This window comes from Trueperella bernardiae, assembly GCF_001469025.1.
GTDB lineage: Bacteria > Actinomycetota > Actinomycetes > Actinomycetales > Actinomycetaceae > Trueperella > Trueperella bernardiae.
This window is the reverse complement of sequence record NZ_LNIZ01000005.1, coordinates 14,458-32,771: the sequence shown is the minus strand read 5'-3', so window position 1 is coordinate 32,771 and position 18,314 is coordinate 14,458. Positions and strand designations below refer to the sequence as shown.

Annotated in this window: 21 protein-coding genes; 3 read left to right on the top strand and 18 right to left on the bottom strand. The window is 64.5% G+C overall.

Going from position 1 to position 18,314, the window contains the following annotated elements; all coding sequences use genetic code 11:
- Positions 1-5: 5 nt before the first annotated feature.
- The 6 genes from rnc to AQZ59_RS05805 are packed head-to-tail and all read right to left on the bottom strand — an operon-like array spanning position 6 to position 5,084.
- Positions 6-686 carry a ribonuclease III gene (gene rnc, locus AQZ59_RS05830; RefSeq protein WP_143602124.1) on the bottom strand — a complete coding sequence of 227 codons (681 nt, stop codon included), beginning with the start codon at positions 684-686 and terminating at the stop codon, positions 6-8.
- A complete protein-coding gene (locus AQZ59_RS05825; RefSeq protein ID WP_062613739.1) occupies positions 679-1,332 on the bottom strand; it encodes a YceD family protein in 654 nt (217 codons plus the stop codon). Before AQZ59_RS05825 ends, rnc begins: the two co-directional genes overlap by 8 nt.
- Positions 1,332-1,835 (bottom strand): hypothetical protein, encoded by a 504-nt coding sequence (locus tag AQZ59_RS05820; protein WP_062613738.1) that lies wholly within the window; start codon positions 1,833-1,835, stop codon positions 1,332-1,334. The genes AQZ59_RS05825 and AQZ59_RS05820 overlap by 1 nt, the downstream gene beginning before the upstream one ends.
- Complete coding sequence (gene coaD / locus AQZ59_RS05815; RefSeq protein WP_062613737.1) at positions 1,832-2,305, bottom strand: pantetheine-phosphate adenylyltransferase; 474 nt, start codon at positions 2,303-2,305, stop codon at positions 1,832-1,834. The genes AQZ59_RS05820 and coaD overlap by 4 nt, the downstream gene beginning before the upstream one ends.
- Positions 2,302-2,868 (bottom strand): RsmD family RNA methyltransferase, encoded by a 567-nt coding sequence (locus AQZ59_RS05810; protein WP_062613736.1) that lies wholly within the window; start codon positions 2,866-2,868, stop codon positions 2,302-2,304. Before AQZ59_RS05810 ends, coaD begins: the two co-directional genes overlap by 4 nt.
- Complete coding sequence (locus AQZ59_RS05805; protein ID WP_062613735.1) at positions 2,865-5,084, bottom strand: ATP-dependent DNA helicase RecG; 2,220 nt, start codon at positions 5,082-5,084, stop codon at positions 2,865-2,867. The genes AQZ59_RS05810 and AQZ59_RS05805 overlap by 4 nt, the downstream gene beginning before the upstream one ends.
- A 204-nt stretch (positions 5,085-5,288) precedes the next feature.
- On the opposite strand from AQZ59_RS05805, the gene rpmB reads away from it, so the two are divergent.
- Entirely contained in the window at positions 5,289-5,480 is a 192-nt protein-coding gene (gene rpmB / locus AQZ59_RS05800; RefSeq protein WP_062613734.1) for a 50S ribosomal protein L28, read from the top strand.
- A gap of 227 nt (positions 5,481-5,707) precedes the next feature.
- Here rpmB and AQZ59_RS05795 read toward each other — a convergent pair whose 3' ends face one another.
- The 8 genes from AQZ59_RS05795 to nrfH form a co-directional block, all read right to left on the bottom strand.
- On the bottom strand, positions 5,708-6,322 hold the full coding sequence (locus tag AQZ59_RS05795; RefSeq protein WP_082661189.1) for a TlpA family protein disulfide reductase: 615 nt from the start codon (positions 6,320-6,322) through the stop codon (positions 5,708-5,710).
- A 20-nt stretch (positions 6,323-6,342) separates the two neighbouring features.
- A complete protein-coding gene (gene ccsA, locus AQZ59_RS05790; protein ID WP_062613732.1) occupies positions 6,343-7,257 on the bottom strand; it encodes a cytochrome c biogenesis protein CcsA in 915 nt (304 codons plus the stop codon).
- The gene (locus tag AQZ59_RS05785) at positions 7,257-8,702 is read right to left on the bottom strand and encodes a cytochrome c biogenesis protein ResB (RefSeq protein ID WP_062613731.1); all 1,446 of its coding nucleotides are present in this window, start codon (positions 8,700-8,702) and stop codon (positions 7,257-7,259) included. Before AQZ59_RS05785 ends, ccsA begins: the two co-directional genes overlap by 1 nt.
- Before the next feature lie 11 nt (positions 8,703-8,713).
- Positions 8,714-9,409, bottom strand: a complete 696-nt coding sequence (locus AQZ59_RS05780; RefSeq protein WP_062613730.1) for a cytochrome c biogenesis CcdA family protein — start codon at positions 9,407-9,409, stop codon at positions 8,714-8,716.
- Complete coding sequence (locus AQZ59_RS05775) at positions 9,399-10,175, bottom strand: tetratricopeptide repeat protein (RefSeq protein ID WP_062613729.1); 777 nt, start codon at positions 10,173-10,175, stop codon at positions 9,399-9,401. Before AQZ59_RS05775 ends, AQZ59_RS05780 begins: the two co-directional genes overlap by 11 nt.
- A 75-nt stretch (positions 10,176-10,250) precedes the next feature.
- On the bottom strand, positions 10,251-10,601 hold the full coding sequence (locus AQZ59_RS09810) for an ammonia-forming cytochrome c nitrite reductase subunit c552 (protein WP_070808053.1): 351 nt from the start codon (positions 10,599-10,601) through the stop codon (positions 10,251-10,253).
- 26 nt (positions 10,602-10,627) lie between these two features.
- Complete coding sequence (locus AQZ59_RS09805) at positions 10,628-11,632, bottom strand: ammonia-forming cytochrome c nitrite reductase subunit c552 (RefSeq protein ID WP_070808052.1); 1,005 nt, start codon at positions 11,630-11,632, stop codon at positions 10,628-10,630.
- Between the two features lie 99 nt (positions 11,633-11,731).
- A complete protein-coding gene (gene nrfH, locus AQZ59_RS05765) occupies positions 11,732-12,250 on the bottom strand; it encodes a cytochrome c nitrite reductase small subunit (protein ID WP_062613728.1) in 519 nt (172 codons plus the stop codon).
- A gap of 166 nt (positions 12,251-12,416) precedes the next feature.
- Here nrfH and AQZ59_RS05760 point away from each other — a divergent pair, with 166 nt between their 5' ends.
- Positions 12,417-13,265 (top strand): HAD-IIB family hydrolase, encoded by an 849-nt coding sequence (locus tag AQZ59_RS05760; protein WP_062613727.1) that lies wholly within the window; start codon positions 12,417-12,419, stop codon positions 13,263-13,265.
- Position 13,266: 1 nt separating this feature from the next.
- Here AQZ59_RS05760 and thiL read toward each other — a convergent pair whose 3' ends face one another.
- The 3 genes from thiL to AQZ59_RS05745 form a co-directional block, all read right to left on the bottom strand.
- Positions 13,267-14,241, bottom strand: a complete 975-nt coding sequence (gene thiL / locus AQZ59_RS05755; RefSeq protein WP_062613726.1) for a thiamine-phosphate kinase — start codon at positions 14,239-14,241, stop codon at positions 13,267-13,269.
- A gap of 28 nt (positions 14,242-14,269) precedes the next feature.
- Complete coding sequence (locus AQZ59_RS05750; RefSeq protein ID WP_062613725.1) at positions 14,270-14,812, bottom strand: NADPH-dependent FMN reductase; 543 nt, start codon at positions 14,810-14,812, stop codon at positions 14,270-14,272.
- Positions 14,813-15,009: 197 nt separating this feature from the next.
- Positions 15,010-16,110, bottom strand: a complete 1,101-nt coding sequence (locus tag AQZ59_RS05745; protein WP_062613724.1) for a D-alanine--D-alanine ligase family protein — start codon at positions 16,108-16,110, stop codon at positions 15,010-15,012.
- A gap of 75 nt (positions 16,111-16,185) precedes the next feature.
- Between AQZ59_RS05745 and AQZ59_RS05740 the strand changes: the two genes are divergently transcribed.
- Positions 16,186-16,848 carry an AMIN-like domain-containing (lipo)protein gene (locus AQZ59_RS05740; protein WP_062613723.1) on the top strand — a complete coding sequence of 221 codons (663 nt, stop codon included), beginning with the start codon at positions 16,186-16,188 and terminating at the stop codon, positions 16,846-16,848.
- Positions 16,849-16,963: 115 nt separating this feature from the next.
- On the opposite strand, the gene murA is transcribed toward AQZ59_RS05740, so the two are convergent.
- Positions 16,964-18,283 carry a UDP-N-acetylglucosamine 1-carboxyvinyltransferase gene (gene murA / locus AQZ59_RS05735; RefSeq protein WP_180947748.1) on the bottom strand — a complete coding sequence of 440 codons (1,320 nt, stop codon included), beginning with the start codon at positions 18,281-18,283 and terminating at the stop codon, positions 16,964-16,966.
- Positions 18,284-18,314 lie beyond the last annotated feature (31 nt).

Genomic DNA, 18,314 nt, shown 5'->3' with positions numbered 1-18,314 from the left:
GCGGGCTAGCCGAGCGCGTAGTAGGCGGCCTTGCAGGCCTCCAGCTTGGCCTGCTTTTGCGAGGTGGCCGTACCCTCCCCGCGCTTGACCCCGTCGACGATCACCGCGGCTGTATACACGCGCGCGTGGTCCGGGCCCTCGCCCTCCACCTCGTAGCTGAGGTTGCCGGTGATCCCCTGCTCGCGGGCCTTCTCCTCGAACGCCGTGCGCCAATCGAGGGCCGGACCCATCTTCTGCGCGGCCTCCACCTGCGGAACCAGGTGGCGCAGCACAACCTCGTTCGTCACCTCCACGCCGTGCGTAAGGAACGTGCCGCCGATGAGGGCCTCCACCGTGTCGGCCAGGATCGAATCCTTATCCCGCCCGCCCGACTTCTCCTCGCCGTGCCCGAGCCGAATAAACGCGCCCAGGCCCAGCCGCCGGGCGATCTCCGCCAGCGAGCGCTCCGAGACCGCGGCCGCCTTAATCTTCGACATCCCGCCCTCGTTCATGTCCGGGTACGTGGCAAAAATGTAGCTGGTCACCACCGCGCCCAGGATCGAATCGCCCAGAAACTCCAGGCGCTCCGAGTGCTCGCCGCCGTTCTCGTACGCCCAAGACCGGTGCGTCAGCGCCGGCTCCACGTAGCGCGGATCAATCGTGGCGCCCCACGCCTCCACCTCCCGCTGCGTGATTGGCTTATGCACGGGGGTCCTCAACGACGCCGTCGAGGCCGGTCGCGTCCGCAGGCCCGGCACCGGCGCCGGCCGGGCGGGCGTCGTCGGACACGTCGGTGTCGTCGGCCTCCTGAGAAAGTTGGGCCGCGAGCGCGTCGAGGGCGGAGAAGCGCGGGTCGAGGAACTCGTGGGCGTGGCCGTCGGGCAGGTCCTCCCAGCGCTCGCCGCACTCGGGGCACAGGCCTTCGCAGTCGGGGCGGCACAGCGGGATGAGAGGCATGGCGAGCACGAGCGCGTCGCGGACGATGGGTTCCATGTCGATCGTGTCGTCGGCGACGATCGGCATGTCCTTAGCCTCTTCGTCCCCCTCGTCGAGGAGGGCCTTTTGGCTTTCGGGATAGAAGACGAGTTCGGCCACTGGTTCATGCAGGTCGAGTGTGATGTCGGTCAGGCACCGGGCGCATTGGCCGTGCGCGGTGGCGCTGACCATGCCCTGCACGAGCACGCCCTCGGAGACGGACTGCAGCGTGATATCGAGGTCAATCGGGTCGCCCTCCACCACGCGGACCATCGGGATGCCGCACTCGGCCGGCGCCGGCAGCTCGGTGCTGAGCTCGCGCTGGGCGCCCTCCGCCCGCGGCAGGTCAATGATCGAGACGACGTACGGGCTGGTCATCACTCATCCTCCAGGCGGTTGGCCAGGTGGGCGCGGCCGGCCGCGATCTGCTCGAGCAGACCGCCGAGCTCCTCCGACAGCTGGTCAAGCGTGGTGGCCGCATAATCGTCCGCGCCGCGCTTCATGTGCTCGGCCTTCGTCTGCGCCTCGTCCAGAATGCGGGTGGCCTGCGACTTCGCCGCGATCGTGATCTGATCCTGGGCCACCAGGCGCGAGGCCTGCTCGCGGGCCTCCGCCACGATCGTGGCCGCGTCCTGTTCGGCGCGCTCGCGGATCGCATCCGCATCCTGACGCGCCGACTCCGACACCGCCGACGCCTCCTGCAACACCTCGTCCGCCGCGACGATCTGATCGGGCACGATCTCCCGCGCCGTCTCCAGCAGGTCCAGCAACTCTGAGCGGTTGACCATCACCGACGCCGACATCGGCAAAGACTTCGCGTGGGACACAATCTCCACCAGCTCGTCCAGGATCTCGAGCAGCGATTCGCCTTGTTCGTTCATGAATTGACCTTCCTCAGTGCACGCGCAACATTCGGCGTCACCAGATCGTCGATTGTACCCCCGTAAGAGGCTATTTCCTTAACGAAGGAAGATGCTATGTGGCTCAGCGCCGGATCGCCCATAACAAACACGGTCTCAATGTGGGACAGGTGCCGGTTGAGCAGCGCCATGGCCTGTTCGGCGTCGTAATCCGCCGCCCCGCGCAGGCCCTTGACGATCGCCGCCGCCCTGCGCTCGCGCGCAAAGTCCGCAATCAGCCCGGTGGCCGCCTCCACCCGCACCCCGCCGACGCCGGCGAGCGCCTCACGCGCCAGCTCCACGCGCTCGTCGAGGCTGAACAGGTAGGTCTTCTTCGCGTTATGACTCACGGCCACCACGACCTCGTCAAACATCCCCCGCGCCCTCTCAATCACGTCAATGTGGCCAAGAGTGAGCGGATCGAAGGATCCCGGGCAAACCGCTAGTGTCATGGCTCCAGTCTACCCTCCCCCGCCATCACTGCGGACCAGACGCGGGTGTCGCCCCACGTGCGGTCGTCGTCGAGCTCGAGGCCCTCGGGCCAGGCCGGCTCCGGGGAGTGCTTCGAGCGCTCGACCACCACCATCGCGTCCGCGGCCAGGTGCGGCACGAGGAGCTCAAGCACGAGCGCGAGGGCCCCCTCCCCGATGTCATAAGGCGGGTCGAGGAACGCCAGGTCGAAGCGTTCGGAGGGCTCGGTGGCGAGGTACGTTTCGGCCTTCATGGGCACGACGTCGATCTCCAGCCCCGTCGCCTTCGCGTTGGCGCGCGCCACGCCGGCCGCCTGCCGGCTGGCCTCCACGCTCACCACGCTGCGCGCCCCGCGGGACTTCGCCTCGAGCCCGAGTGCCGCCGAGCCCGCGTACAGATCGAGCACGGCGCAGCCCTCGATGTAGCCGTAGTGCTCGAGGCGGGAAAACATCGCCTCCCGCACGCGCTCCGACGTGGGGCGCGTTCCGGACTTGGGCACCTGCAGGTTGCGCCCGCCGGCGGTGCCTGCCACGATTCTGGTCATGTCTTCTCCAGGTAGTCGGTGGAATCGGAGCTAGCCGCCTCGATCGCGGCACGCAGGGCGGGGTGGTCGGCGAGCGTGGCGTCGGCCGTCACGAGCGCGCGGGCCGCGGCTCGTGCTACCCCGATGAGCTCTTCGTCCGTGCGCACGCGCACGTATTTCAGCGACGACGACCGCCCGCTTTGCGCCGCCCCCAACACGTTCCCCTCGCTGCGCAGTTCGAGGTCCTTCTCCGCCAGGGCGAAGCCGTCGGTGGTGGAGGCGAAGGCAGCCAGGCGCTCGAAGGCCACCGTGCCGTCCAGTGCGTGGTGGACCGCCAGGCAGATCGACTCCCTCTGGCCGCGCCCCACGCGCCCGCGCAACTGGTGGAGCTGGGACAGGCCGAAGCGTTCGGCGTCGAGAATCACCATCATCGTGGCCTGCGGCACGTCCACGCCCACCTCAATCACCGTGGTGGACACGAGCAGGGGCGCGCGGCCGGAGGCGAAGTCGTCCATCGCTCGGGCCTTGTCCTCGGCATCCATGCGGCCGTGAACCGCACCAATCTCAACCCCCGCGAGCACCGGCTTGGCGCGCACCTGGGCGAGGACCGATTCGACCGAGGCGGGCTCGAAGTCGTCGATGGCGAGCTGCTCGCCCAAGTTGGCGAGGGCATCGGGGCCGGCGTCGCCCGGCGCCTCCTCCTCGGCCGTGGCGGAGATTCGCGGGCAGACGACGTAGACCCGGCCGCCGGCGTCGATCTCCTCACGGGCCCGCTCCCAGACCCGTTCCACCCAGCGTTCGTTCATGGCCGGGACCAGGTTCGTGGCGATCGCTCGGCGCCCCTCGGGCTGCTCGCGCAGGGTCGAGACCTGCAGCTCCCCGAAGGAAGTCATCGCGATCGTTCGCGGTATCGGCGTGGCCGTCATGACGAGGAGGTGGGCACCGGCGGCGAGGCGGTCGCGCTGATCCACCCCGAAGCGGTGCTGCTCATCGATCACCACGAGGCCGAGGAACGGGATCTGGACCATGTCCTCAAACAGGGCGTGGGTGCCAACCACGATCCCAGCCGCGCCCGAGGCGATCGCGGCGAGCGTTGCGCGTTTCTTCGCCGCGGGCAACGAGCCCGTCAGTAGCTCAATCGACGTGGCCTGCGTGGCCGCTCCGAGCTGGCCGGCCATCCCCAGCTCCCCCAGCATCGACTGAAAGGAGGCGTAGTGCTGGGCGGCGAGCACCTCCGTGGGTGCCACGAGGACGGCCTGACGCCCGGCGTCGACCGCCTGGAGCATGGCACGCAAGGCGACGACAGTCTTGCCCGATCCGACGTCGCCCTGCAAAAGGCGGCGCATCGGGCTGGCGGTGGCGAGCTCGGCGGCCAGCTCCTGACCTACCGCGCGCTGGCCGGCGGTCAGATCGAAGGGAAGGCGGGCGTCGAATGCCGCGAGGATGCCACCCTCGCGGGGCGCCATCGCGGGCGCCGGGTGTGCGGCGGCGTCGACCGCCCGCTGGGCGAGCAACGCCTGGAGCACGAAGGCCTCCTCGTGCTTGAACCGCGCAATGGCGCTGTGCCACTCCTCCTCGCTGGTCGGCTGGTGAGCCGCGCGCAGCGCCTCGAAGCGGCCAGGCAGCGAGTGATCGGCAAGGTAGTCTTCAGGGAGGGGATCGGGCACGTCGCTCGGGGTCAGCGAGGCAAGCGTGACATCCACGGCCTTGGCGATCTTCCACGAGGGCAGCTTTGCGGCAGCGTGGTAGATCGGGATCGGCTGAGCAATCTTTGCCGGATCGACCTCCGCCTCGTCCTCCACCACCTCATACTCCGGGTGGGAAAGCTGGAGCTGGCCGCGGTAGGAGGTGATCGTGCCGGAAAAGGTGGCGAGCGTGCCGGGGCGCAGCTTGGCGGCGTGAAAGTTCAGCGGACGGGAGGACTTGGCAAAGAAGGTGAGGTTAAGAGTGTGGCGCCCGTCGGAAATCACCACGGATAAGATGTAGCCGCGCCGGGAGTGCATGGGCCGGACCTGGGAATCGACGATCCGGGCCACCACCGTCACCGCTTCTCCCTCTTGCACCGCCTCAATCGGCAGGAGCTCGCCGCGCCGGGCCAGGCGGAAGGGAATGTGATCTAGGAGGTCGCCCACCGTGTGCAGGCCCATTTTGGAAAATGCTGCGCCGGTGCGCGCACCTAAGACCCGCTCGAGCGGGCGCGTGAGAGCCGTCCACGACTCCGCCGTGGTAGCAGCCATTCGATCCGACATCTTTCCTCCAGCTACTAGGTTACCGTGCAGCTGCGAACGAATGGCGGCTCGGCCGTTCCGGCCGAGCCGCGGTAGACGTGCGCAATCCCACTGGCCCGGTACGTTGGAATTTGCATGCGTCGTCGGCTATCATCTTTAAGTTGCTTCAAGGAGCGCGAGAGCGCGCTCTCAACCCAAACGAAGGAGATAACCGTGGCCTCTGTATGTGAAGTCTGCGGCAAGGGCCCTGGTTTCGGTAAGTCTGTGTCGCACTCCCACGTGCGCACCAACCGTCGTTGGAACCCGAACATCCAGCGCATTCGGGCTCTCGTCAATGGGACGCCGAAGCGTCTGAACGTGTGCACCAGCTGCCTCAAGGCCGGCAAGGTGACGCGCAACATCTAGCTCTTAGATGCAAATGAGGCGGGAGATCCCGCCTCATTTTTTATGCCCGCGCTTGCGAGTCTTATGCCGGTGCATGAGCCCCACATGAGTGCTCCGGCCTCATAGCTGTTACGTTAAGCCACCAGATGTCGCATCATTCTGTCGGTTCTTGGCGAGAATCTACGGGATTACCGTTGCGTCTATCGGGTTGTCCTCTACTCCCAAGCAGCACACCGTGGCCCCGCTCCTTATTTTGCGGCGGAGAGGAACTCCTCGATCGAGTCTTCCGACAGCACGCCCACACGATAGTTCGCCACGTTGCCCTCGGCGTCGATCAGGAAGTGAGCCGGGATGCCAAGAACCCCGTATGCGCGCGAAAGATCGTTTGACTCGTCGGCCACTGCGGCGAAGTCATATCCCGCACGCGAAAGATAGCCGCTCACGGTGTTGTCTTGCTCGCCCACGAACGCGCCCACAACTTCGACGTCGTCGCGCGCGTCAGCAACGGCCTGCACATCGGGCATCTCCGCGCGGCAACCCTGACACCAGGTCGCCGCGAATAGCAGCCACACCGGCTTGCCATGCAGCGCCTCGAGGGAAACCTCGTTGCCTGCGACGTCGACTGCGGTAAAAGCTGGGGCGGGCTCGCCAACCGTTGGCGCGGGTTGTGCACTGTCGACATCGACCTGGCTGACCTTGCCACTACCCGCAGGGGTGTCATCCTTGCCGAGCAAGCTCTCGCCAAAGCTCGAACCGGAGACGATCCATGCGCCCGCCAAAACAAGTAGCGTCGTCACTATCAGCACCATCATCGTGCCGTATTTCGACTCGCGAATACCGGTGCGCCAATCAGTCGTACTCACATTTCTCCCTTGTAGCAGATCTAAGCGTAGGAGTGCAGGCTATCAAACCACAGGTTACCGAAGAATGTGAACAGGACGGCACTAAAGCCCAGAACTAGGAGCCATGCGGACTTCCGTCCGCGCCAGCCGCGAACCACACGGGCATGGACGTAGGCGCCATAGATCAACCACGTTACTAGCGCCGAGGTTTCCTTCGGATCCCATCCCCAGTAACGGCCCCACGCGATGTTGCCCCATATGGCTCCCAGTACGATCATGATGGTCAACAGCGGGAAGGCGAAGACCACCGATTTGTAGCCGAGCTCCTCGAGGATCTCCGGCCTCGGCCAACCGCGCCAGGTGACCTTCGGTGCGAGCAGATACATGATCGCGGCGCCGAATCCGATGACTGCCGCGCCGTAGGACAGCGCAGCGGTGAACACGTGCAGGGTCAGTAGCGGACTATTCTGGAGTGCCGGCATGAGAGGCTCCTTGGCGAAGTCCAACGAGGTCACGTAAATGAGCATGCCAAGAATGACCGGTAACGTGAACAACGCTAGCGTGCGGATACGGTAGCGGTGCTCGAAGTAGATCTGGAAGGCAAGCATTCCCCATACGAAGGCTGTGGCGAACTCGTATTGGTTGGCCAGCGGAGGTTCACCGGTGGCGATGTAGCGCACAATGACCGAGGCAGTGAGGGTGAGGAAGGCTAGCTTTTCGAGCAGGTTGCCCATGCGCGGAAGCCCCCTGGCCTGCATGGGTTGGACCTGGGTCTCGGTGCTGGTGACGTTCGATTCCACGACGACGGCCGAAGCGGATGTCGGCGCAGCCACAGTCGCAGACTGCTTGGCCGAACTCATATTGCGCGCAACGAAAGTAGCCATGACGTAGATTCCGAAGGCAAGCGCAACAATTAGCGTGCTTGCGAAAAGGAGAATCTGGGAAAACTCAAGCATTAGAGTTCCTTTCCTTGTGTGATGCGTTCGGTGATCTCGGTACCGAATCCATGGAAATAGCGCGAGAACCCGAGGTCACGCTTGTCGTGCGAGGCCAGTCGGAGGACGGAGCCATCGTCGGTGGCGGTCACCCACGCCCACATGCGCTGGTGACGTAGTGCCATGGTCATGATTGATCCAATAATAAGCAACGCGCTACCAAGCCAGACCACCCACGCGCCCGGGTCACTTCGGACGATGAGGCCGGCGTACTGAGCCTCGCGTTCGAATGTGATGTCAAGGCCGGCGACTGTGGCGGGCTGGCCTTGGTCCACCACCTTCATATCCATCGTCTCCTGCGAGCCAGACTCGTAGACCTCAATGCGCGCCTGGCCAGGCGCGAGATCCGGGTTTGTGCGTCCGGACGCTGAGGTGATGACGAAGACCTCGAGGGCCGGGTCCTCCAACTCAACGACGCCGTAGCTGTAGGCCCCGTCACTGGTCGTGTAGCGCAATGGCACGCCCCCGGAGCGGAGTTCGCCCGCATTCCCCGAAATCGAAACCACAGCGGACATACCGAAGGAGGCTTGATGGAACATGACGCCGTCATAGGACAGCGGCGAGTTCACGCGGACGTTCTGATCGGCCACGGTCTGCCCGTCCTTGTAGAGGATGACGTGGGAGACGTAGTCGAGCGGACGGCCGTCTTCGTTGTAGGCATCCTGGAACGAGACGACCTTGGCGCTCAGGCCCGTGTTGTAGCCGACTTCCTGGGTCTCCCCCACAGTGACGAGGAAGAAGTCGTTACGAAAGCCCATGCTCTGGGTGACGAGGAAGCCGATGATGATAAGTATGAACGCTAGGTGGGAAAGCGCGGTTCCAAAGGGCGCCCAGTGGAAGCGATCGAGATAGAAGAACTCGCGCTGGGCGTCGTCGGCGATCACGCGCATGTGGCGCCTCTTGGCCGTAGCCAGCAGCGCATCCGTGGTTGTCTCCGCGTCCGCGCTCAGCCTTGCGCTGTAGCGGAAGCGGGCCGTGTTGAAGAAGTTCTCACTCGCCCGCTTACGCGGCTTGTATGCCGTGCGGTACAGAAGCGGAATGCGGTGAGTGGTGCAACCGATGATACTCAGGCACAGCAGGATCATCATGATCCTGAACAGCCATGAGGAGAACATGTTGAAGAAACCGATCGCCGCCAGAATTCTCGTCCACCCGCCGTATACCGGTGTCAGGTTCGTGAGGAAATCCTCCCACGCCGCCTCATCGGCCACGACGTACGAGTTGGCCTGCGGGAAGACTACACCGATCAGGCTGAGGATCGTCACGATCAGGATGAGAAGTAGACCGATCTTCTTGTTGTAGAAGAGGGCATAAATAGTACGCCACACCTCGGCGCCAGAGATGCGGGCGCCGTCGAGAGCATCCACCTGCTCAGGTTCGTGGGTGGCCGTGTTTTGATCAGACACTTCTTCTCCTCCTACAGCAAGGCCGGAACCAGCGTGGCCAGGCGTGCGAACAGGTTGGTGATCATGAGGAAGCCCATAACAATGAGCAGAGTGCCGGCGAGAAGCTCCACCAGCCTATGGTTACGACGAAAGAATCCGAAGCGTTTGTGAAGGTCAACCGCGCCGATGGCCACGGCCACGATCGGAAGCCCCAAGCCAAGGCAAAAAACTGCCATCATGAGGGCACCTTGCCATGCCGTCTCACTTTGAACAGCAAGGGCAAGGATGCCGCCAAGGATCGGGCCGATGCACGGGGTCCAGCCCGCACCAAAAACCACGCCCATGAGAGCTGAGCGGGCCGTGCCGTTGCGAATCCCCGCCGGTCCCTTGAGATCCCCGCGGATCAGTTGGTCGAGTACGGGAATTGAGATAAGGCGAGCCATGTGCAGGCCCATAACGATCAGGATCGCGCCGCCGCCGATCCGAAGGACGTTCGAGTACTGTCCGAGGACGTTCCCTACCGCCGCGATGGACAGCCAGATCGTCATAAAAATGACCGAGAACCCCACCATGAACGCCACGGCGTGCCATCCGGCGCGGCTACGTGAGACCTCTCCCGGATCTCCCCCAACGATCTGGCCGACGAAGACCGGCACGACCGGGAGGAAACAGGGTGAGGCGAAGGCGATGATCCCAGCCGCGAAGGAAAGGAGGACACTAATCTCCATTTGTCTCGGCGCTCTCGCGGTACTTCATGATGTCGGCGGCCATGTCAGAGTCGGGCGCCAGTTCGAGGACCTTGTCCCACACGCGCGTCAGCTCAGCCTCGTCGACGGGCTCCTCCATGAGATAAACAAATCCAAGGTTGAACCACGGCTCGGCCTTCGTCGGATCGAGTTCAGTGGCCTTCATCCAGCGCTCCTTCGCGCCTTCGAAGTTGTTGAGCGAGTACTTGCACACGCCAGCCATGAGGTGGCTTTCCATATCATCGGGGGCTACTTCGATCGCTTTGTTGAGGGCATCGAGCGCGTTCTGGTACTGACGGGCGTCCACGTAGGTCTTGCCCAACTCCTTGAGGGTATCCACATCCTGCGGATTATCCTCGATCTTCTGGTTAAGCTCGGCGACCTTTTCTTCATCAAGGGTCGCCATCTGGCCCATGTCCATCTGAGAAATATCCGGGTGGTTCGCGGGAAGGGTCGGGTTGTCATTCGCCGACGGGCCCAGCCCGGCCTGCCGAACAATGATCACGACGGCGATCGCCAGCAGAACCGTCAACACGAACGTGAGCTTGTTGATTGTTTTCTTCTCTCCCGCAGCCGGCGAGGTCCCTGGGCGGGAGGTAGGCGCCGCCTTGGCCCGAACCGGCTTGGGCGGGGAATCACTTCCGTCGTCCTCCTCGTACGTGTCAATATCGACCACGTCGGCATCGACGACGTCGGGATCGCCCGTCTCTTCGTGGGGGAGATCGTCCTTGGGACCTGATGGCGGCATGCTCACTCTTCTCAATGGTGTGGTGCGGCGCCCTGGGACGCCGCACCACTATCGGGACCTTCGGCTACTGGTTCTTTACTTGGGGCCGGGCCGGTCGACCGGCTTGATGTCATAGCTATCCGGGGTGCGCTGGATGTCAACGTCGACACCCCTGAGTGCTAGCTGGCCGGCGCGGGCGTAGTCGGTAGCGGCGTTGAGCACCGCCAGTGAATACCCTGGCGCATGGAACCCTCGAGAGTTCTCGGAGACGGAGTAGTCAACCATGAACTGCGCCTTGCGCTGGAAGTCATAGGCCTTTTCCAAGGTGGCCTGATCAACGGATCCCTTCATCTGCTCCAGGTCATCAAGCAGGCCTTGCACGGCAGTGAAGGCAACATCCTTAGCATCGCCCCATCGGTTCTGGATTGTCTCAACACGGCCACGCATCTCGTCTTCGGAAGAGTGGTGGCAGGTCAGGCACCCGCGTTGATGGAGGCGTTGTCTAGCATCGGCGAGCGCACCTGGTGATCGCTGATCTTCGCGGCGCCGTCACGCTTGTAGGGCATATGGCAGTCCGCGCAGGTCACGCCGTTGTCGGCGTGGATGCCCTGTGACCAGGTTTCGAAGTCCGGGTGCTGAGCCTTGATGACTTTGGCTCCCGTCGTGGCATGTTCGAAGTCGGAGAAGCCGATCTCGTCGTAGTACGCGATGGCGTCATCGACGGTCAGACCCTTCGTCCAGGGGAAGGTGAGGGTCTTCCCCTCGCCCTTGAAGTAGTACTCCACATGGCACTGTCCACACACGAAGCTCCGCATTTCCTGGTTGGTGGCATCTCGGTTGACGTCGTAATCCTCGATGCCCTCCAACGCCTTGACTGCGCGGATGCCTTCAATGAACGCGGGGCGGGTGACACGCAGCTTCATGGTCGCCGGATCGTGACAGTCGATACAGCCAATCGGGCCACCCGCGTGTTGCACGACCTCCGAGTAGGGAAGCTTGTTCATCTGTGCCCAGCCATCTGCCGGATCGTCAGGATTAAGGGCGTTAACGACCTCCGGGACCGAGGAATGGCAGTTAAGGCAGGCGCCGGGCTGGTTGAAGTCAGTCATGCGCTTGACGTACTTCTGGTCGTCGAGCATGTAGGCGTGTCCGCGCGGCTCGTTGTACTCGACCGAGAAGGCATAGCCCTTCCAGATGGACACAAGACGCGGTTCGATGGCGAGCTTGGAACGCGTCTTAAATTCGCGTGTGTCTTCGGGGACGGACGGATCGGTGTTGGCCACCTTATTGTTCGGATCCATCTCCGACGTCGCCATATAACCCTCGTATTGCTTGGGCCAGTTTTCTCCCCACACTGCGGGATCAAACGTGGTGTCGGTAATCTCCGCCACGGGCGACCACGGATGGGCAGCCTCTTGCTTCTTGTCCATAATGTCCATGAACAGCCACGTGATGAACGCGGCGGCAAGGGCTACCACGACGAGGACGACGACGGCGGGCCACGTCTTCTTCGTCGCGGTCGATGCACCAGCACCATCGGGGGGGAACTACTTCGAATTCCTCGTTACTCACTATTCTCACCTCGCGTGTCCAACGCCGTCGTGGCACTTGACGCACGACATTTCTTCATTTCTTTCGAGGAAGCCGTGGTTAACCTGGTCCACAAGATCCGCATGGCAATAGCGGCAGGCGTGTTCCACGACTTCTTGATTGTGTGGGCGAATCTTGATGTTCTCAGGGTAGTTACCCACGGTGAACTTCAAGGAGTGCATGAAGCCGTTTTCGGCCTTGTTGATGTACTTGGCAACGAGATTCTCATGCGGAGCATGACAGTCGTTGCACGTGGCAACGTTGGCGTGACTTCCTCGCACATACGCGTTGTACTGTTCGTTCATCGCGTGGCACGAATTGCATGTCTGGGGGTCGTTGCCAAAATAGTTGGTGAAGCCGGCAGCCTGGAGCGTCATCGCCCCCACGCCAATGACCGCACCGACGAGGGCGGCGAGGACGATGCCCTTCCAGCCCGAAAATGTGGAGACGAAAGCTCGCCAGGTGCGCCTCAGCCACCCGGGTTGATATTTTTGCCGTGTGCCCATGCCTCGCCTCCATTTCCTTAACAGCATCATATGATGTTTGATGTCAGGAGAATTAGAATTATTCACAACAACTACGGGACACTTTGTCTTGAAAAACGAGTTGTGGAGCTTTTTGGGACACTAGTCCCACGATTGTTCGCTAACACGATTGAATCTGGAAGTACCAATGAGAACCCCGGTCCTCGACTTTGACAACCTGCCCTGGCCCCGCGGCGCGCTCAAACACGCGGTTTTCGACATCGACGGCACGCTCACGGACGAGCACTCCATCACTTCCGACGTCACGATCGCCGCGTTGCGTGCGCTTGACGACGCCGGCGTGCCGATCGCGTTGGCCACCGGGCGCCTGCTCAACGGGGGCGCGAACCTGGTGCGCCGGGCGGGGATTCACGCGTGGGTGATCGCAGCCGGCGGCGGCGTGGTGTGGAACGGGAAGGATATCGTCTCGGCGCATTACATGGATGTCGAGGAGGTTGAGCAGGTCACGGCGATGGCCCACGGCAACGGCCTGGTCCCCTTCTACTTTGACGAGGAGCGCATCTACGCTGACCGCGCCGCACTGGATGCGATGGGCATGCTCGAGATCAACGAGAACGCGAGCGAGGGCCAGCCCGTGCTCGACCTCGACCAGTTCACCCCCGCCCACGCCACCAAGGTCTCGCTTGCCGCGGCCACGCCCGACCACATGAACGACGTGATCGGCGCGTTCACCAAGCGCTTCCCCACCACCACGCGCTCGCATGCCAACTTCCTCGACATCGTGGCCCCCGGGGTCACGAAGTGGGAGGGGATCGAAAGGGCACTCGCCGTGCGGGGCCTGCGGGCCGAGGACGGGCTCGGCGTCGGTGATTCGGAGAACGACGTCGCCTGGCTCAGCCGCATCGGCTACCCCGTGGCGGCCGCGCTCGCCAGCCCTGAGGTGCTTGAGACGTGCCGGTGGCGTTTGCCGAAGGTTGACGACGCCGTGGCGCGGCTTCTCCAGGCCGAGGTTGCTCGCCGGGCCAAGGACGACTAGCCTACTCCTCCGTTCCGGCCCCGAAGTGGTCCCAGCCGCCAAACCCTGCCACTTCGCGGTTGCCCACAGTCACGCGCCCGCCGTTGGAGGCGCCCATGACCTCGCCGATGTCGATGAAGCCCTCCGGCAGGGCGACGCCGGGGCGGATCGTGGCGATGAACCCGTGGTCCTCCCCGCCGGTGAGGAGCCATTCGCGCCGGTCGGCGTGGAGCCGACCGGCTGCCCGGCCCAGCGGCCCCAGCTTCCTTTCAAGTGAGCGTGGGTCGAAGTCGATCCACACCCCGGAGGCCTTCGCTAGGCGCCGCGCATCGCGGACGAGGCCATCGGAGACGTCCATCATTGCCGTCACGCCCCCGGCCATCGCCGCGGCGAGCGCGGCATCGAGCGGCGGCTTGGGCCGCTTGAAGTCGTCAACGAGCCCGGCCACCGCCGCGTCGATGTCCACCCCGGCCTCGAGCAGGGCTAACCCGGCCGCACCGTGCCCGAGGTTCCCGGCGTGAATCACCCGGTCCCCGATCTGGGCGTCGGAGCGGCGCAGGGGCGCGCGCCCCTCCATGTCGCCCAGCACGGTCACGCCAATGACGATCGCCTCCGAGCCCACCAGGTCTCCTCCGTCCACGCCAACCCCCAGTGGCGCACACGCCTCCGCCAACCCGCGCGCAAAGTCCTCCACCCACTCCACCTCGAGCGAGCCGGGCAGGCCGAGCGAGATGACAAGCGTGCGGGGCCGGGCTCCCATGGCCACGGCGTCGGCGAGGTTTTGCATGGCGGCCCGGAAGCCGATGTCGGCCCCGCCTGACCAGTCGCGCCGGAAGTGGTGGCCTTCCACGAGCATGTCGGTGGAGATCGCGGCCGCCCCGGCTATGGCGAGCACGGCACAGTCGTCCCCCGAAGGCACGTCTACCCCTTCGCCGCGCGGCAGAAGGGGTAGGAAGCGTGAGATGAGGTCGTCTTCGGTGGTGTGCGAGATGAGCATGTGCTCACCCTAGCAAACGGCCACGGCCCTACTTGTTATCCTCGATGAACTGGGCAAACGCGGCGATGAAGTTCGCGATGATCTCGCGCGAGGTTTCGTTCGTGATCACGCCATCCTCGAGCTGGCCGGTCCGGGTGGCGTCGATGTAGGCCTCGGGCTGGGTCATGAGCTTCGGGTCGAAGAACAGCAGGGTGCTGCGCAGGTGCGACTGGGCCAGCGCCGTGCCAACCCCAGAGGGCGCCGCACCAGTCACCGCCACGGGCTTACCCGCTAGCGACCACTGCCCCCACGGGCGCGACGACCACTCGATCGCGTTGTGGAGCAGTGCCGAGAACATGCGGTTGTGCTCGGGGGTGATGAACAGGACGCCGTCGGCGGAAGCCAGCAGCTCCTTAAACTTGACGGCCACCTCGGGGTAGGCCGCGTCGTAGTCACGGTTGTAGTGCGGCAGGTCCTTGATCTCGGCCTCGACCATCTCGACGCCCTCCGGCGCGAGTTCCACGAGCGTGTTGGCAAGCTGACGGTTGATGGAGCTCGCCGAAGCGGAGCCGACCAGGTAAACGATCTTCATGTTGGACCTTCCCGTAGGTGTTATTCGCGAACTTCGCGTTACACGTTCAGGTTAAGATCGAATAGTCGAACTTTCAACTATTCTGGTGGTGTGCTCTCTCACAGCGCACGACGCCGCCCAGTCGCCCCGCGCCCGCCGTCCAGCCACCCGCAACGCATGCCCGACGACGCCGTCGTCCGGCCCGTTCCAGCGCCCGGCTAGCGCAGCCCGCGCGGCCGCTCGAGGGCCAGCCCGACGAGCTCGTCGACGAGCTCGCCATAGGACAGCCCGGCCTGGCCCCACAGGGCCGGATACATGGAGAACGGCGTAAAGCCAGGCATCGTGTTGATCTCGTTGACGATCGGCTCGCCGCCGGCAACGAAAAAGTCCACGCGCGTGAGCCCCTCGCACTCGAAGGCATCGAAAGTCCGCACGGCGATCTCTCCCACGCGCCGCGTGGTCTCCTCATCCAGCTCGGCGGGGATCGACATGGTGAGACCGTCGGTGGAAACGTATTTGGAGTCGAAGTCGTAGAAGCCGCCGGCCGGGGCCTCAAGCAGCACCTCGCCCAACACCGAGGCTCGGGCCGGTTCATCCCCACGCCCACCGAGCACAGCGCACTCGACCTCACGCCCGGCAATCCCCTGCTCGATCACCACCTTCGGGTCATGCGCCTGGGCCACCTCCACCGCGGCGGCCACGCCCTCCAGGCGCTCCACCTTGGAGATCCCCAGCGAGGACCCTGCACGCGCCGGCTTGACATACACCGGGAACTCAAGCTCCGCGACCTCCGCGAGCACGGCGTCGCGCTCGGCACGCCAACGGTGAGCGGTGACGGCCACGTACGGCCCCACCGGCAACCCCGCCCCGATCAGCACCTGCTTCATGAAATCCTTGTCCATCCCAGCAGCCGACGCCAATACGCCGCAGCCCACATACGGGATGCCGGCCATCTCGAGCAGGCCCTGGATGGTGCCGTCCTCCCCGAAGGGTCCGTGCAGAACGGGGAAGACGACGTCGACCGCGCCCAGCTCACGCACCTGCCCGCCCCCGACCTCGAGTAGCGACTGGCTACCGTCTCCCGGCGGGATCACGATGCGCCGATCGGAAGGACCCACCTCGGTCAACCCGCGGGACATGTCGAGCGCCTCGGGGTCCGTCTCCCCCGGCACCCAAGTGCCGTCGCGGCGGATGCCGATGCTGACGACGTCGTAACGATCCGGATCGAGCGCCCTCATAACCGCGCCCGCGGTGGCGCACGAAATCGAGTGTTCCCCGGAAATCCCGCCGTAAATGACGGCAATACGAATTCTCTTCACCACTTAAGACTACCCGAGGAGGTTCACAGTGTCGGTGAGCCGCGTTAGTCTGTTAAGCAACATGAAGGAGGAAACGTGAAGACACACCTTTTTGCCGCGGCCGCCGTGTTGGCGCTTGCCGCATGTACGCAGGATCCAGGCGCGTCCGACACCACTCCCGCGCCAACGACGCCGACCCCGTCGGCCACCAAGACCGCAACTCCCGAGCCGACCGAGGAGCCAACGCAAACCGAGACCGAGCCCGAGCAGCCCGCGCTCCCCAGCGCCGAACCGTCGGTGCCCTACACCCCGGAAAACAAGGCCTCCCAGTCCGAGAACTGGCCGGACATTTCGGCCCAGGCCCTGCCCTACGCCGTCAACTATGGCTACAACTACGTGGACATCATCTACACGTGGGACGGCACGGGCGAACTGAGCTGGTACACGGACGGCTGGGCGGACCAGGCCGTCGAGGAGGGCTCGGGCCTGCCGATCGACGTCCACTCCGACAACGTGCTGCAGATCCACGTGGCTGGCCTACGCCTGCCCGAACCGGACGAGTATGACACGTCCGCCTTCACCCTCAGCCAGACCGAGACCACGGGCATGACCCGGCTCGCAGTTGCCGGCCCGTTCGAAGGACAACACACCGTGACCATTGGCGCCGAGGCACGCCTGCCCTACTCCATCGAGGTCACCAGCCAGCCCAATGCCGACGGCGGCACCGACGCCGTGCTGCGCGTCTACTTCGACGAGTAGGCGGCAGTGAACCGCCGAGCCGACGAGTAAGCGGCAACGAGCGGCGACTCTAAAAATAGGTAGCAACGACCCGCGGACGGCATAGAGCCGCGCGGGCGTCGTCGGGCTAGTACAGCTAGGCGACCCGCTCAACGACGGCGCCCACGGCCGCCAGTTTGCGCATGAAGTGCTCGTACCCGCGGTTGATGATGTCGATGCCCACCACGTGCGATTCGCCCTCGGCCGCGAGGGCGGCGATGAGATGGGAGAAGCCTCCGCGCAGGTCCGGCACCTCAATGTCCGCGGCGTGGAGCTTGGTGGGGCCCTGAATGACGGCGGAGTGGTAGTAGTTCTCCTGGCCGAACCGGCACCCCTTGGAGCCCAGGCACTCGCGGTAGACCTGGATCTTCGCGCCCATCTGGTTGAGCGCCTTGGTGAATCCGAAGCGGTTTTCGTACACGGTTTCGTGGACGATCGACACGCCTTCGGCTTGGGTGAGGGCCACGACCATGGGCTGCTGCCAGTCGGTCATAAAACCGGGGTGCACGTCGGTCTCAAGCGGAATGGATTTGAGTGGCGTGCCGGGGTGCCAGAAGCGGATCCCGTCGTCGAGCACGTCGAACTTGCCGCCCACCTTGCGGAAGACATTGAGGAAGTTCATCATCGATTCCTGCTCGGCCCCGCGCACGGTGATGTCGCCGCCGGTGGCCAGCGCCGCACACGCCCACGAACCCGCCTCGATCCGGTCTGGTAGCGCGGTGTGGGTGTAGCCGTGGAGCTCCTCCACGCCCTCGATGTGGATGGTGCGATCGGTGTCCACTGTGATGAGCGCGCCCATCTTTTGCAAGATCGCGATGAGGTCCATGATCTCGGGTTCCACGGCCGCGCCGCGCAGCTCGGTGATGCCGCGCGCCCGCACGGCCGCCAGCAGGGTCTGCTCGGTGGCACCCACGGACGGGTAGGGCAGGTGGACCTTGCGCGCCTTGAGGCCGGAGGGGGCCACGAGGTGGAGGCCGAGCTCCTGGGCGTCACGCGTGGCGCCGAAGTCCTCGAGCACCTTGAGGTGGAAGTCCACCGGCCGATCACCGATATGGCAGCCGCCCAGGTCCGGGATGAAGGCCTCCCCCAGCCGGTGCAAGAGCGGACCGCAGAAGAGGATCGGGATGCGGGAGGAGCCGGCCAGCTCGTCCACCTTCGCCGGGTCCGGCAAGTGCAGCCGGCCCGGGGTGATGGTGACGACGCCCTCCGCCTGGTCATAATCGACCTTCGCGCCGTGCAGGCGCAATAGCTCCGAGACCACGTCGACGTCGCGAATCAGCGGCACGTTACGCAACACGGACGTCTCCTCCGTGAGTAGCGCCGCCACCATCGCCTTCGACACGAGGTTCTTCGCTCCACGCACGCGGATCTCACCGCGTAGCGGATGCCCGCCTTGGACGCTCAACACTCCAGCCATCACTGTCCTTCCATAACTGGTGCCATCTTAG